At 39.9% G+C, this 15,704-nt stretch carries 13 protein-coding genes; 10 read left to right on the top strand and 3 right to left on the bottom strand.

Features of this window, described 5'->3' with window-relative positions:
• A partial coding sequence (locus VB081_RS09225; protein WP_323400528.1) for a class I SAM-dependent methyltransferase occupies positions 1 to 611 on the bottom strand: 611 nt, incomplete at its 3' end.
• Positions 601 to 1,557, bottom strand: coding sequence for a glycosyltransferase family 2 protein (locus tag VB081_RS09220; RefSeq protein WP_323400527.1), 957 nt, complete (start codon positions 1,555 to 1,557; stop codon positions 601 to 603). The genes VB081_RS09225 and VB081_RS09220, both read right to left, overlap by 11 nt.
• A 226-nt stretch (positions 1,558 to 1,783) precedes the next feature.
• Here VB081_RS09220 and VB081_RS09215 point away from each other — a divergent pair, with 226 nt between their 5' ends.
• From VB081_RS09215 to VB081_RS09195, 5 genes are all read left to right on the top strand, one after another.
• The gene (locus VB081_RS09215; RefSeq protein ID WP_323400526.1) at positions 1,784 to 5,245 is read left to right on the top strand and encodes a hypothetical protein; all 3,462 of its coding nucleotides are present in this window, start codon (positions 1,784 to 1,786) and stop codon (positions 5,243 to 5,245) included.
• Positions 5,246 to 5,365: 120 nt separating this feature from the next.
• A complete protein-coding gene (locus VB081_RS09210; protein WP_323400525.1) occupies positions 5,366 to 5,716 on the top strand; it encodes a DMT family transporter in 351 nt (116 codons plus the stop codon).
• A gap of 1 nt (position 5,717) precedes the next feature.
• On the top strand, positions 5,718 to 6,068 hold the full coding sequence (locus VB081_RS09205; RefSeq protein ID WP_323400524.1) for an EamA family transporter: 351 nt from the start codon (positions 5,718 to 5,720) through the stop codon (positions 6,066 to 6,068).
• 13 nt (positions 6,069 to 6,081) lie between these two features.
• Positions 6,082 to 6,768, top strand: a complete 687-nt coding sequence (locus VB081_RS09200; protein WP_323400523.1) for a glycosyltransferase — start codon at positions 6,082 to 6,084, stop codon at positions 6,766 to 6,768.
• Between the two features lie 61 nt (positions 6,769 to 6,829).
• On the top strand, positions 6,830 to 8,038 hold the full coding sequence (locus VB081_RS09195; RefSeq protein WP_323400522.1) for a protoporphyrinogen/coproporphyrinogen oxidase: 1,209 nt from the start codon (positions 6,830 to 6,832) through the stop codon (positions 8,036 to 8,038).
• Positions 8,039 to 8,041: 3 nt separating this feature from the next.
• Here the strand turns inward: VB081_RS09195 and VB081_RS09190 are convergent, their stop codons facing one another.
• Complete coding sequence (locus VB081_RS09190) at positions 8,042 to 8,902, bottom strand: AraC family transcriptional regulator (RefSeq protein ID WP_323400521.1); 861 nt, start codon at positions 8,900 to 8,902, stop codon at positions 8,042 to 8,044.
• 189 nt (positions 8,903 to 9,091) lie between these two features.
• On the opposite strand from VB081_RS09190, the gene gmd reads away from it, so the two are divergent.
• From gmd to VB081_RS09165, 5 genes are all read left to right on the top strand, one after another.
• A complete protein-coding gene (gene gmd / locus VB081_RS09185; protein ID WP_323400520.1) occupies positions 9,092 to 10,147 on the top strand; it encodes a GDP-mannose 4,6-dehydratase in 1,056 nt (351 codons plus the stop codon).
• 17 nt (positions 10,148 to 10,164) lie between these two features.
• A complete protein-coding gene (locus tag VB081_RS09180; protein ID WP_323400519.1) occupies positions 10,165 to 11,109 on the top strand; it encodes a GDP-L-fucose synthase in 945 nt (314 codons plus the stop codon).
• A 32-nt stretch (positions 11,110 to 11,141) separates the two neighbouring features.
• A complete protein-coding gene (locus tag VB081_RS09175; protein ID WP_323400518.1) occupies positions 11,142 to 12,458 on the top strand; it encodes a sugar phosphate nucleotidyltransferase in 1,317 nt (438 codons plus the stop codon).
• A 74-nt stretch (positions 12,459 to 12,532) separates the two neighbouring features.
• Positions 12,533 to 14,230 carry a phospho-sugar mutase gene (locus tag VB081_RS09170; RefSeq protein WP_323400517.1) on the top strand — a complete coding sequence of 566 codons (1,698 nt, stop codon included), beginning with the start codon at positions 12,533 to 12,535 and terminating at the stop codon, positions 14,228 to 14,230.
• Positions 14,231 to 14,319: 89 nt separating this feature from the next.
• Positions 14,320 to 15,704, top strand: a 1,385-nt coding sequence (locus tag VB081_RS09165; protein ID WP_323400516.1) for an MBOAT family O-acyltransferase, incomplete at its 3' end; no start/stop codon positions are given.

Below are 15,704 nucleotides of genomic sequence, written 5' to 3'. Positions count from 1 at the left end.
TTATACTTGTTTTCCAGCTCACTATTTTGATCAAACTTAAAAAGTTTGGCAAGCTTACGAACAAGATAAACGGGAGGGAAAAGCCAGAAATCATAATAACTGATATACTCGATGGAAAATCCCGCGCCGAGAACCAGATTCTGGAATTCTTCCTTGGAATATCTTCTTTTATGCATACAATTTTCATCATGTTTAGACCACAAAGAAGAAAAAGCAGGGACTGTAAAAATAGCAAGCGCATTTTCTTCAAGGGAATCATAAATATTTTTCATGGCAATATCATCATGCTCAATATGCTCAAGCAAATCCAGTGCGACTGCTAAATTGTATTTTTCAGGGAGGCTTAATTGTTCGAGATTGGCTTGAATCAAATCGCCGGAGAAATGGTCTCGGCAAAATTCTAAAGCTTCGCTACTAAAATCAATTCCTGTGACTGTACCGTATTTGGATAGAAATTTTAACATCAATCCGCAGCCACATCCGAAATCGGCGATTTTAGCATCCTTGATCCCAGCCTGTTCAATAATGGATAAGACAATATCATGCTTGGCGCGAAAATACCAATGACCTTCTTCGATCGCGTGCATGGATTCATACATTTCACTTTTCATGGAAAATCTCCTTTTCGGTGCAGGAATGCTCTTTGATGATATAGGACGGGCGCCCTTTGACCTCCAGAAAAATCTTCGCAAGATATTGCCCTAAAATACCAATGCCAAGCAGTTGAACACCACCTAATAAAAGAATGATGGTGGTCATACTTGCCCAACCATCCACATTATTACCAAATATTAATTTTTGTAAAATAAAAAAGATAATCAGTCCAACGGAAAGTATGCAACAGAGGATTCCAAGAAAAGAAACCAGAGTCAACGGCACGGTTGAAAAAGAGATAATGCCGTCCATCGAATATTTCATCAAATCCCAAAAAGACCATTTGCTTTGTCCGCCATGCCGATCTCTATTTTCATAAGTAAGGTATTTTGTCTTAAAGCCAACCCAAACAAACAGACCCTTTGAAAAGCGGTTTTTTTCCTTTAAAGTAAGCAAAGCATCAACCATATTTCGTTTCATCAAACGAAAATCGCGTGCGCCGTCTACAATCTCGATTTTAGAAATTTTGTTGATGACCCGATAAAACGACTTTGCAAAGAAGGATCGAACCCGGGGTTCGCCTTTGCGCGTTATTCGTCTTGAGCCGATACAATCGTAATCTTCGGAAAGAAGGAGAGGATACATTTCCAAAAGCAGTTCAGGTGGATCCTGCATATCGGCATCCATAATAGCGACAAAATCGCCGGAAGAATATTCGAGACCTGCAAGCATTGCCGCCTCTTTCCCAAAATTTCTTGAGAAAGAAATATACTGAACATTGGGATCATTCAGTTGGAGTTCCTTCAACTTACCCAAGGTTGCGTCAGAAGAACCATCGTCAATAAAAATAAATTCATACTCAGAAATAGGGAGCTGATTTAAGACATTCATGGATGCCTTATAAAGCTCTACAATATTCTGTTCCTCGTTATAACAAGGAACAATCAAAGAAATATCTTTCAATTATATCAACTCTCCCAATCGATGTCTGAGTAATAAAACAAACTTTACTGTTTGATTGTTACAAGACATATATAAATATTATATATTTAAAATATAGTCGCGTCAAATAAAACAGCTTGTAGCAATAGGGGACAAATGAATATACAAAGCTTGCTGGATTTATTGTTCGGGTATATACTGATAAAAGTATATATGAAATTATGTGATGTCTGGGAGAAAATAAGTAATGTTGAAAGAAACAAAACAGTCGGTTACCACAAAAAAAATGTTGAATTTTTATCATACGATCAGTGCGGAGGATGATCGGAAGCAAAGTATATGGGCGTTTGGAATCGCTTGTATTATTGCTGTGATTTCGGCTGTTTTTTATTATATATCTGTGTTGGATCATAAAATGATTTATACGGATATTGTAATGGATTATCCTATCTATGGGCAATATAAGAATGCGGATTATGAAACCATTGCTGTGTTTTTTGTTGTGTTCCTTATTGTATATCTTGTTACATCCTGGCTTTTGAATAGAAAACAAATACCATCGGTGCGCCCGTTAGGGAAATCGTCGAATGGAGCGTCCGTATGGTTTACCGTTGCGCTGATTATACTTGCGATCTGTCTGCTGAAAAATTATTATTTTACAACGGTATCTTTTACTATTGATGTAATTCTGATTCTCTTTTTTGTTATTTTGGCGATTTATCTTTTATATTATCGTGTGGAAAAGAGAATCATTATCCAGACGTTAATTGGATGTTATGTTGGGAATTTATCGTTTGCGGGACTGATGGCTTTTGCTTCGCATTTTTCTGTGAAGCTTACAGCATTCGCAGAGCAAAATATTGTATACTATTATATCACATATATAGTATTGTGCGGCATTGTGGCGATTGCGGTCAAAGCTCGTTCAGGGGAGGGAAGAAAACGCTTCTCAGACAAGCTATCTTTACTTACACAGTTTTTTGCTCCTGCGGCATTGCTCATATTAATTACACATCGGTACTTTCTGGATGGAGAGATATTTGCCCAACCATATTTTTCTAAATTTAAAACACTGGTACTGCTGGTTATTTTGGTACTGTTAGCTGTAAATCTTGTAACACTAATTAAGTATGCCAAAAGGAAAATTAACACCATCAAACCATTATGGATCACTACTTTGATCGTGCTGACGGTTGTAGTGCTTTGGAACACGCCTTCTCTTGTTATCAATCCTGACGGTTTTCATACAGGAGAAACAGAGATAGTATGGCAGCAAATTATGGAATTCGGACAGGCATGGAATACTGAATTTGTTTCGGTTCTTCAGGGACTGGGAATGATGACATCCGGTATCAATGCGCTCTTGTTTGGAGGGACATTTGCCACCTATGTGTTTGCAAATTACACTTTATATATCGTTGTGGCCGTTATCACAATGGTATTGCTCTACCACATTGTACCGCAAAAATGGCTGTTGATTATCTTCTTGATTTTTGTTCCGCAGTTATTGATTATCAATAGATTATATTTTATTTTACCTAGCTTGCTAATATTAGCATTGCCGTACCTGACAAAGCGGCCGATTATTTGGAGTTATGTGTATATCGGGCTATGCCTTTTCAACTTATGGTATCAACCAACTTATGGCGGCGCTATCATGGTAGGGGTTTTGCCTGTTTGGATATATATGCTGATACGTGCGAGAAAGCAAGGAAAGCTGTTTGGCGCAACGGCGCCAAAACAAAAAAGGAATACGATTTTATTTTTAGTCAGCATTGCAGGGATACTCATTGTTTGTTTGCCATATTTGTTGTCTACCTTACATTTTATCAGCTCTAACGGGACTGATACAGTGATCACAAATGGTACGGCATTTGAGCAGACATGGATGAATTTTGCGGCAGGAGCCTACGGGGGAACGCCACTGGCAGCCTTTTTGGAGATTTTTGTAAAATCGTTTGGGGGGTTGCTTGCTTGCGCGTTTTTGCTTTTCATGCTGGTGCGGTATGTGTTAAAGGAAAAAGGACACACCCTGAGGGTGCAAGGATTATTGCTCACACTTTCGGCGGTGTTGATTTTTTTGATAGCGATTCCTGCGGTATATACGAGGATCGATGCAAACGGGATATCGCGCGTAGGTTGCATGGTGTACATTTTTGTAATCGCAATCTTGCCGTTGTTGTGCGTTTTGTATTGGAACAGGATTCAGCATAAACGGATTTTGCTTGTGTTTTTGGCAGCATTGACGCTCTTGCCAGTAGTAAATACGAATCCGGGTTATTTCTCATATGTGCAAAAGGCAGTAGATACAACCCAGATGACTTCCGAAGAAGTAGCTTATCATGATCCGGAAGTAACCGGAATAGAGGGACTGGGGTATACTTTGGTTCCAAAAGACGGATCGGCTGACAATTATATGGAAGAAATTACTGCGTTGACCGAATTATTGGATAAACTGGAAATTACTGACGAACAATCCTATTATGATACAACGAATGAAAATATTTATTATAAGCTTTCGGGTAAAAAAGTACCAGGACTTTATGCAGCGGGATTGGTGGTGCCTAATAGCGCGTTGCAGAAAGATGTTATAGAACGTTTGCAGCAATCGGATGTACCGGTCTATTTCTTTGGACAAAAACCGGAATTTACGCCGATCAGTATACGCGCATATCGGGTTTATCGTTATTTATTGGAATCAGGTTATGAACTTGTAAAATATAAAGGAAGTTATTTCTTGGTTCGTGGCGACATTGATTTGTCGCCATTACAGACACAAAGTATATTCCGCAGTGAAAATCAAACCGATAGCGCTATGAATGCACTTGATAAAGTAGAAAAGAGGGCTCTCACACAACCGGAATCTATAAACGACTTGCGACTGGAAAATGGCAACTATGTGATTGAAGGTGAGGATCCGTTTTTGGTGTTTGATGTATCAGATCAATCAATAGTGACCGATGCGCCGCTCGTTCTTGCACAGGGGCTAGGAGATGAGAAGGAGGGGAACATACAAATATTTTTTGAATCCGAAACAGTGCAGGCAAATGAAGAAAATGCTAAGACCTATGCTGTAACAGGAAAAGAGGTTCTGTTGCCCGCAAAAGCAGGAATAGAAGGCGAACAGATTCAGAAACTCCGAATAGATTTTGACGGCTTCCAGCAAGGAGATGCCATTCCAGAAGATGGGATGATTCTTTATCAACCGGATGAGGAAACATTCCGCATGTTTGACGGCAATGCTTCTTCAGCTCTTTACGAAGAATTTGATCAAAGATACTGCTGGAGCGATTTGATGTACCTGCCGCAGGAATGGGGAAGAAATTTTGAAAAGATGACGGAACGCTTTCGCGAAACGACTGGAATGGATTGTGTATACGACGATGTCACAGGAGTAAATAGTCTTACACCCAAAGATTCGGTTGCCGGGAAGAATGCGGAGTTTTTATTGGTAGATGCTGGGAATGAAATAATTTCAACTGTGAATGCTACAGTAAAGGTTTATGGAATAGACCGCTATGGTAATGACTTTATACAGGAGTTTCAATTAGCTACCCAGGAAAATAAATTATTGATACCAATCGGAACATCGGCACGTTGCCTGCTTGCAGATCAAATAGAGAATGTAGAAATTAGATTTACGGATGCTCAAGGGGGGGCCGCTGGTATTGCAGTAAAGGAAGCGGAATTTTATGAATTGGTAGGATAACGGGAGGACGGGAAAAGGGGCTGTTAGCCTCTGTGGTAGGCTTGAAAAAGTTATTAGCGTCCTGTATAATAAACAAAGTCAGTTTTAGAGAAGACGGGGAGATCATGGAGGAATGGTGACGTGGAGCATATCGAAAGAAGGATATTAGGTAAGGGTATTGCATTGATGATATGTTCAGCCTTATCCGCCTGTGTTGGGCAACTGATGTGGAAAATGGCTGCTCAGTATAGTGCACCGTGGTATTATCTGGCTGGGATTGTATTATATGGAATAGGGATGCTTTTTATGTTGCTGGCTTTACGACATGGTGAGTTGTCAGTTTTGCATCCAATGCTGAGCTTGGGCTTTGTATTGTCATTGTTTCTGGGTGTTTGGTTTTTAGGGGAACAAATTACGGTAACGCGAGTATTGGGAATTGCAGCAATTATAATTGGAATGTTGTTTCTTTCCAGAGGGGAGAGAAAACAATAATATGGAAGGTAATGTTTTGTTGTTGGGGCTTGGAGTAGCGGCGATGACGGCATCAGGATCGCTGGGAGCGCTATTTTTAAAGAAAACAATGGTCAAGCACGATAAAGTAAGCGTTCCATTGTTATTGAAGACCCCGGTTTTTTATATTGGCGTTCTTTTCTATCTCGCGGGTATGATAATTAACCTTGTTTTGGTTAATTATATGGAATATACTGTTTTGTATCCGCTTTCGGCGATCACGTATGTCTGGACAATTTTTATTTCGTATTGGGCGCTGAAGGAACGGATCAATAAATTCAAGGTTATTGCAATATTATGCATATTGTTGGGCGTAGTTTTGATTAATATTTAAATGAGGGTTGGGTATGACAGTTGCACTTTGTTTGATTGTATGGAATGAAATTGATGGACTGAAGCATGATTTGCCGTTGCTTGATAAAAATCAATTTGATCAGGTTTATTGTATTGACGGAGGGAGTGTGGATGGATCACGCGAGCTTTTAGCGGAGTATGGAATCCCGATTTACGATCAAACGAAAAGAGGTATCAATCAGGCATGTATTGATGGAGCAGCCTGTTGCGAATGTGAAGCATTTGTGTTCTTTCATCCCAAGGGTACAATACCGGTACAGGATACATATAAATTTCGTGCACTGTTTGAACAAGGTTATGAATTTATTGTGGGTAGCCGGATGGTAAAAGGAGCTCATAATGAAGAAGATAATAAATTATTTCGTCCGCGAAAGTGGTTTGTGCTTTTTCTGGCACGCATAGCGGCCATGCTCTTTAAAAGAGAAGGGAATTATATCTCTGATGTACTCCATGGATTTCGGGGAATGACAACAGAAAGTTTCAAACGGATAGGAATCTCTGATTTTGATCGTTCGATTGATATCGAAATGGTATGCCGTTCTTATAAAGCGCATACGAAACGGATTGAATTCCCAACAACGGAGTCTGCGCGTCTGGGCGGCGAAACACATTTTAAGGCGCTTTCGACAGGATGGCAAACGTTGAAATATCTTTTTTGGGAATGGCGTCGTAAAGATTGATGTGCTCTTATGGCATGAAAATAGGCTCGACTTGCCCGTATGTTGAAGGAGAATATAGAATATGAAATATTTAATTTTAGGTGCGGGTCCTGCGGGATTAGCTTTTGCCAACAGGTTAAAACAGGCGGGAGAGAGGGATTTCTTAGTATTGGAGAAGGAGCCGGAAGCAGGTGGTCTTTGCAGGTCGGCAGAGGTTGACAATTTCCCTTTGGATATTGGCGGTGGCCATTTTTTGGACGTGCGACGACCGCATGTAAATGAATTTCTTTTTGGGTTTATGCCAGAGGAAGAATGGAGTATATTTAATCGAGACAGTCGTATTGTGGTCAATGGCAACACGGTCAACCATCCTATAGAAGCAAATATCTGGCAGATGAAACTAGAAGACCAGGTAGAATATCTAAAGTCTATTGCTGTTGCCGGATGCAATATAGGACAGGATATGCCACGAGATTTTGTGGACTGGATTTATTGGAAATTGGGAGCCAAAATAGCAGAAGACTATATGATTCCATATAACCAGAAAATGTTTAATAAAGAATTAAACCAACTTGGGACATATTGGCTGGAAAAGCTTCCTAACGTCAGCTTCGAAGAAACGTTGATGTCATGCCTCACAAAACGCGCTTACGGTACACAGCCTGGACATGCACAGTTTTATTATCCAAAGCAGTATGGTTATGGAGAACTGTGGTTAAGAATGGCAAAAGCAATCGAGGATAATATTGAGTATAATGTTTCAGTGAATGGTATTGACTTTGATAACAAGACAGTAGTGTCGGCGGACGGATGCAGATATCAGGCGGACGTCATTATTTCCACCATTCCCTGGTTGGAGTTTGACGAGATTATTGGGATGCCGGAGGAATTGAAGGCATCCATTAGTAAGTTGAAGTTTAGCTCTGTCCAGATTGAGTATGTTCCGGAGCAGCTTGATACTGAGGCGCAATGGATATATTATCCGGATGCAAGTTTACCATATCATCGTATTCTGGTGCGTCATAATTTTTGTGGAAACAGTAAGGGATATTGGACGGAAACAAATAGTGAGCGTATACATGTGAACAAAGCTGAGAAAGCATTCACATATATGAATAAGTATGCCTATCCACTGAATACAATCAGCAAACCAGAGATTATGGAAAAATTGCTGACGTGGAGCAAGGCACGAGGTATTATTGGTTTAGGGCGTTGGGGGGAGCACGAGCATTATAATTCGGATCTGACTGTAGATTTGGCTATGGGAATGGCAGATGCTGTTATGCATTAGGGATTACCATCTTTTTCGAAATTCGCCGGGAGATATGCCTTCTAGCCGTTTGAATATTCTAGAAAAATAATTAGCATCAGTCATGCCGCATGCATGACTGATTTCTTCTATAGATGAAGTTGTGAAACGAAGGAATTGTTTGGCGCGGTTTATGCGTACATGCAGCAGATAATTGTTGACGGAAAGACCAAATTGTTCCTTAAATACCCGAGTGAGGTAAAACTTATTAACGTAAAAGAGATCCGCAAGCATATCGAGGGAAATTTTTTCTTGATAGTGTTGGTCAAGGTACTCTTTGATATTTTGTAGATTCTGTTTTTTTGTGGTGCTGAATGAATTACGCAGGGGATCCCAGCCCTCTTCCATTAAGAGCGTTAAAAGAGAAGCAAGATGCTCATAAATTTTCATATCCCGGATATAATCGGCTGAGGATGCGATTTCATATATTTGTTCTAATATCTGATGATATTGATCGAGAGTATGGGCGTGGAAACAAGGTTGTCCCCCGCGTTCCATATATTTTTCATAAATAGCGTTCATATTGGGTCCGTAAAAATGGGCCCATTTTAGTGTCCACAAATCATTAGAGGAACAGTGTGCATAAGGCTTTCGGCAATCAATGAATACACAATCGCCTACTGTTAATGAATAAACAGATCCATCATATTTCAAAGTTCCTGAACCATGGAGGACTACAAAAAAAAGATAAGAAAAAAGTCCTTTGCGTTTACTGCTATGAGGCTGCTGTGCCTGTAATTCTCCTGTCTCCTGAAGATGAATCAAATTAGCCTTGGCAAAAGCAGAAGGCGTATAAATAATTCGATTGGATTTTACGAGATCTCCATGAAACAAAGTGATTGCCAAAATATTCCTCCTATAGATTAGATTGAGTATTTTTAGTATATCAAAAAAGTCAATATAATGCTAGAATTACACAATATATACACTTATAAACATTGGATATTTTGATTAGAATAACGTTTATGGTGCTTTTAGCAGAGAGTCAGAAGAGAACAAAATAATAATAAAAAGAATAAAACGTTGAGGGATATTATGAAAAAAGCATTGATTACTGGAATTACAGGACAGGATGGTTCTTATCTCGCCGAATTTCTGCTGGAAAAAGGCTATGAAGTGCATGGAATTGTAAGGAGGGTCTCTATTTCGAACACGTCTAGAATTGACCATTTGATTGCCGATAACGCGATAACGCTACACGATGGAGATTTGTCGGATTCCTTGTCTTTGATACGTATCATTCATCTGGTAGAACCAGATGAAATATATAATTTGGCGGCACAATCGCATGTACAGGTATCGTTTGATGTACCGGAATACTCCGGCGACGTGGACGCGATTGGTGTTCTTAGGGTACTAGAGGCAGTACGTGTGTTAGGGCGAGTAAAGGAAACGAGAGTATATCAGGCATCCACTTCAGAACTTTATGGAAAGGTAGAAGAAATACCTCAGAGAGAATCGACGCCATTTCACCCATATAGTCCTTATGCAGTGGCAAAGCAATATGGGTTTTGGATTACAAAAGAATATCGTGAGGCGTACGGAATGTTTGCGGTGAATGGTATACTATTTAACCATGAGTCTGAAAGGCGAGGTGAAAATTTTGTTACAAGGAAAATCACCTTGGCTGCGGGACGGATTGCTGAGGGTTTACAGGATCGGTTGGAATTAGGAAACATGGATTCCCTACGTGACTGGGGATACGCAAAAGATTATGTTGAGTGTATGTGGATGATGCTTCAACATGATGTTCCGGAGGATTTTGTTATTGCTACCGGTCAGCAGCATACGGTAAGAGATTTTACAGAGAAAGCTTTTCGGTTTAATGAAATCGAGCTTTGCTGGGAAGGAAAGGGATTGGAGGAAAAAGGATATGACAAGAAAACAGGTAAGCTGTTGGTATGCGTGAATCCAGAATGGTTCCGCCCAACGGATGTAGATAATCTTTGGGGTGATCCAACAAAGGCAAAGACTGTTTTAGGATGGAATCCACAAAAGACGAGCTATGAGGAATTGATACGTATTATGGCTGAGCATGACCGATTGATTGCAAAACAAGAAGCGGCAATCCGGAAAGCGAAGCAGAACTAACAAGAAAGACGATAAGTGTGATGAAAAAAAGTGCAAAAATCTATGTAGCGGGACATCGTGGTATGGTTGGTTCTGCTATTGTGCGAGTATTAAGCAAAAAGGGATATCAGAACATTATTACAAGAACACACAAGGAATTGGACCTTTGCAGACAGGAAGCAGTGGAGGAGTTTTTTGGTGAGCAAAAACCAGAATATGTTTTTCTTGCTGCGGCGAAAGTAGGAGGAATTGTAGCAAACTCGGAATCTCCTGCAGATTTTATGTATCAGAACACTATTTTGGAAATGAATGTCATTCATTCTGCATGGAAAAATAACTGCAAAAAGCTATTATTTCTGGGATCGTCGTGTATTTATCCTAAAATGGCTCCGCAGCCAATAAGGGAGCAGTGTCTTTTGACCTCAGAACTGGAAAAGACAAATGAGGCATATGCCTTGGCTAAAATTTCAGGATTGAAATATTGTGAATACCTAAACATCCAGTATGGAACAGATTATATATCGGCGATGCCGACGAACCTCTATGGCCCGAATGACAACTATCATCCAATGCATAGCCATGTCTTGCCTGCGCTTATCCGAAGGTTTCATGAGGCGAAAGAGTCAGGACTTGACGAGGTGACATGCTGGGGAAGCGGTACGCCGCTGCGTGAGTTTTTGTTTGTAGATGATCTGGCGGATGCCAGCCTTTTCTTAATGAACCACTATTCCGGTAATGAAACTGTAAATGTGGGGACGGGAAAAGAATTGACGATAAAGGAGCTGACAGACTTGACAGCAAAGGTGATCGGCTATAGTGGCAGGATAAAATGGGATACTACAAGACCTGATGGTACTCCAAGAAAGTTATTAGATGTATCTAAACTGGAAAAATTAGGGTGGAAATACAAAACAGAATTAGAGGATGGGATTGGCCTTGCCTATGAGGATTTTTTGAACAATCCTGTGAGAGCGGAACGATAAAAAAAGTCTTTACAGGACAGAAGGGATTTAAAATGAATATCGTACTATTGTCTGGGGGGTCAGGAAAACGCTTGTGGCCACTTTCAAATGATATACGCTCCAAACAGTTTATTAAGATCTTTAAAACGGAAGCTGGCGAATATGAGTCTATGGTGCAACGCGTATATCGTCAAATCCGGACGGTGGATAAAACAGCGTCAATAACCATCGCCACATCCAATACACAGGTATCCGCTATTTATAATCAGTTGGGCGATGGCGTTGGTGTATGCGTCGAACCCCGTAGAAAGGATACTTTTCCTGCGATTGCTTTAGCGAGTACATATCTTCATGATGTAAAGGGGATCCATGAAGAGGCTCCCATAGTTGTATGTCCGGTAGACCCCTATGTGGAGAACGATTATTTTGAGGCGATAAAAGAATTAGGAAAGCTTGCGGAAGGCGGGGATTCAAACCTGGTACTGATGGGAATCGAACCGACCTATCCCAGTGAAAAATATGGTTATATCATTCCGGCAGATAAAAAGACGGTTAGTTCTGTGAATGCATTTAAAGAAAAACCAAGCGAAGAGGCAGCAAAGGAATATATCAGACAAGGTGCCCTATGGAATGGAGGGGTATTTGCGTTTAAGCTGAAATACATCTTGGAAAAAGCGCATGAAATGATTGAGTTTACTGACTACGAGGATTTGCTGGCAAAATATGATACGCTAAAAAAAATCAGTTTTGACTATGCGGTTGTGGAAAAAGAAGACTATATTCAAGTAATGCGTTTTGCAGGGCAGTGGAAGGATTTGGGAACATGGAACACCCTGACTGAGGCAATGGGAGATGCCTGCGTGGGTAAAGTTATTATGAGTGATACATGTGATAATGTCCATGTGGTCAATGAACTGGATGTACCAGTCTTATGTATGGGACTTAATAATGTTATTGTTTCTACAAGCCCAGAAGGAATTTTGGTTTCGGATCAAATGCAGTCTAGTTACATTAAGCCTTATGTGAACCAAATTAAGCAGCAAATCATGTTTGCGGAAAAATCATGGGGAAGTTTTCGCGTTATGGATATTGAAGATGAGAGCATGACTATTAAGGTGATGCTGAACAAGGGACATAGCATGAACTATCACAGTCATGAAAGAAGAGATGAGGTGTGGACAATCATTGCGGGTGAGGGACGAACGGTCGTCGATGGAGTAGAACAGCGCGTAAAGGTTGGAGATGTTATCATGATGCCGGCGGGCTGCCGCCATACAATTATTGCAAATACAGAATTAAAAGTGATTGAGGTGCAATTGGGTAAGGAGATCAGTGTTTACGATAAACAGAAGTTTGAATTTATAAAATAAGTTGCTTCTGAACCTGTTAGAGGTTTGTGACGAGTTAGAAATGATAGAAGTTAGCTGTTAAAGGAATAACTAGAATGAATAAAAAACAGATAATGGAGCAATATCGGTTATGGATGAAAGAGGCCCAGGCTGATATTGATATAGCTGAGGAATTGCAGAATATTGCAAGAGATGAAGCGAAAATAGAAGATGCCTTTTACAGGGATTTGGGTTTTGGTACAGGTGGCTTAAGAGGAGTAATTGGCGCGGGTACAAACCGGGTTAACATTTATACTGTTGCTAAAGCATCCCAAGGAGTCGCGGATTATGTGAATAAACATTTTTCCGGGGAAAGGAAGATTGCGATTGGATATGATTCCAGAGTGAAATCTGACTTGTTTGCAAGGATGGCTTCGGGAGTTTTTGCAGCCAACGGGATCAATGTACTAATGTATGAAGAAATAATTCCTACGCCATGTCTTTCTTTTGCTGTTAGGCGGTTGAACTGTGCCGCAGGCATCATGATTACGGCATCCCATAATCCGGCTGAGTATAATGGATACAAGGTATATGATGCAGACGGATGCCAAATTACCATAAAAATGGCGAAAGAAATTTTGGTTGAAATTGAAAAACTGGATATTTTTAAAGAAGTGAGAAGTGTAGATTTTGATGAAGGGATAAGAGCGGGGAGTATTGAATTTATTTCGGGAACTATCTATACAGAATTTATTGAAGAAGTAAAAAGACAATCTATGCTGGGAAGTTCGCAGAGCTCTTTAGATAAGGCTTCTACGATCGTGTACACTCCACTGAATGGTACGGGTCTTAAGCCGGTACTTCGCACGTTGACTGAAATGGGATACACGAATGTTACAGTAGTAAAAGAACAGGAAGAGCCGGACGGACATTTTCCGACTTGTCCTCAACCAAATCCAGAAAATGTACAGGCAATGACTTTAGGGATAGAATATGCGAAAAAAAATCACGCAGGGCTTCTCCTAGCGACAGATCCAGATTGTGACCGTATTGGGATTGCTGTAAAAAACAAAGATGGGGAATATGTCCTTTTATCTGGCAATGAAACAGGGGTTTTACTATTAGATTACATTTGTTCCCAACATAAAAAGCGTGGAACCATGCCAACTGATCCGGTTATGATTAAGACAATAGTCACGACTGATATGGCGGAAAGAATTGCAGCGCATTTTGGCGTTAGAACAATTAATACATTGACCGGTTTCAAATTTATTGGAGAACAAATCGGCCTTCTTGAATCGGAAGGCAAATCGAGCTCATATATTTTCGGGTTTGAGGAAAGCTGTGGCTATTTAAGTGGGGCTTATGTGCGGGATAAAGATGCAGTAGGAGGTGCTCTTTTAATTTGCGAGATGTTTTCCTATTACAAGGCAAAAGGAGTCACGCTTCTGCAAAGATTAGAAGAGTTGTATCAACGATTTGGCTTTGGCCTGAATACATTGTATTCCTTTGAGTTTCAAGGAGAAACAGGAAGTAAAAATATGCAAAGGATAATGGAGCTATTTCGCAGGGAGATTCATTGTTTAGGTGGTAAAAATGTGCTTAAGCGTTTAGACTATGCTAAAGGAGTGGATGGACTACCAAAATCCGATGTGCTAAAATTTGTATTGGACGGCAGTTGTTCGGTTGTAGTAAGGCCCTCAGGTACAGAACCAAAGTTAAAGGTGTATACTTTTGTCAGTGCAGATAGTTGGGAAGAAGCTACTAGAAAAGAAGAAGAAATTGCAAAGAGCCTAAAAAGATATATTGTGTAAGATAATCTCCGTATTTGAGATTTAAGAATAAAATAATATACGATTTACGCATTAAGTCTTATGGCATAAATTAGAACGGGAGTATATGGATGGTATTTAGTTCGGTTATTTTTTTATATGTATTCTTACCACTTGTGTTATTGTGCTACGCATTAGCGTGGCGATTTGCAGGATTGCGTGTAGCAAATGGAATATTGTTGATTTCCAGCCTTTTTTTCTACTTCTGGGGGGAAGGCATTTTTACGCTAATCATGGTTCTTTCGATTTCGATAAACTATTTTGCAGGATTATGGATCAATGCTGCAGGGAAAACAGGAAATAGCAACATTAAGAAATTGGCGCTTGCTATAGGAGTTATAGCTAATTTAGGACTTTTGTTCTATTTCAAATATTTTGACTTCTCGATCCAGATTGTAAATGCGATTTGGGATTTTGAGATGCCTCTAAAAAATATTCTCTTACCAATTGGCATTTCGTTTTTTACGTTTCAAGGTATGACCTATATCATCGATTTATATAGAGAAACAGTAGGAGTACAAAAAAATATTTTAAAAGTTGCTTTATATATTTCTCTTTTTCCACAGCTTATTGCAGGCCCGATTGTACGGTACAAGGATATAGCTGATGAAATTGATAGGCGTAGTGTTAACTGGGATGATGTTTTTTATGGGATCAAGAGATTTATTATCGGCCTCGCAAAAAAATGCCTGATCGCGAATGTATGTGCGTTGATTGCGGATCAGATATTTGGGCTTTCGGCAGGACAGAATTCGGTATCTACAGCATGGGTGGGGGCGATCAGTTATACGTTACAAATCTATTTTGATTTTAGCGGATATAGTGATATGGCAATTGGACTGGGTAGAATCCTCGGATTTCATTTTCTCGAGAACTTTAATTTGCCATATATTTCAAAGAGCATTACAGAATTTTGGCGCAGATGGCATATTTCCCTTTCGACTTTCTTCAGGGATTATTTATATATTCCGCTGGGAGGAAATCGAAAAGGAAATGTATATATCAATCTATTAATCGTTTTTATTTGTACGGGGATATGGCATGGAGCCGCCATGACATTTGTAGTGTGGGGTCTATTCCATGGGGCCTTCATTATTTTGGAGCGTATATTTAATAGAAAAAAAGACAAAAACGTGCTAGAAAAGAAGCAAAGGTCCGGAATGGGCATATTGGGTCATATTTATACTATGCTTGTCGTAATTGTTGGCTGGGTAATTTTCAGATCCGATACATTGACATATGCAGGAGAATATCTTAAGATCATGTTTGGCATGCAGGTGCCAGCAGCGGTTGGCTTTAGTGTGTGGTATTATCTGGATGCATATAATATATTCATCATAGTTCTAGGGGTCTTTGTATCATTGGGGTTGCCGCAGATGTTGGCTAATAAATTTGCCGGAAAAGTGCCGAAGGTGGCTGGAGCTGTTCAAAAAATATCCTTGATTGGGTTGTTTGT

This window comes from Christensenella sp. (genome assembly GCF_034927525.1).
In the GTDB taxonomy this organism is placed as follows: Bacteria; Bacillota; Clostridia; order Christensenellales; family Christensenellaceae; genus Christensenella.
The sequence above is the reverse complement of the archived record's forward strand: the minus strand, read 5'-3'. Positions and strand labels throughout refer to the sequence as shown.

What these genes read in the sequence shown, in the direction of transcription:
- VB081_RS09175 (WP_323400518.1), top strand. Translation starts at nt 11,142, where the DNA reads ATGAATATCGTACTATTGTCTGGGGGGTCAGGAAAACGCTTGTGGCCA.
- VB081_RS09200 (WP_323400523.1), top strand. Translation starts at nt 6,082, where the DNA reads ATGACAGTTGCACTTTGTTTGATTGTATGGAATGAAATTGATGGACTG.
- VB081_RS09215 (WP_323400526.1), top strand. Translation starts at nt 1,784, where the DNA reads ATGTTGAAAGAAACAAAACAGTCGGTTACCACAAAAAAAATGTTGAAT.
- VB081_RS09195 (WP_323400522.1), top strand. Translation starts at nt 6,830, where the DNA reads ATGAAATATTTAATTTTAGGTGCGGGTCCTGCGGGATTAGCTTTTGCC.
- gmd (WP_323400520.1), top strand. Translation starts at nt 9,092, where the DNA reads ATGAAAAAAGCATTGATTACTGGAATTACAGGACAGGATGGTTCTTAT.
- VB081_RS09205 (WP_323400524.1), top strand. Translation starts at nt 5,718, where the DNA reads ATGGAAGGTAATGTTTTGTTGTTGGGGCTTGGAGTAGCGGCGATGACG.
- VB081_RS09170 (WP_323400517.1), top strand. Translation starts at nt 12,533, where the DNA reads ATGAATAAAAAACAGATAATGGAGCAATATCGGTTATGGATGAAAGAG.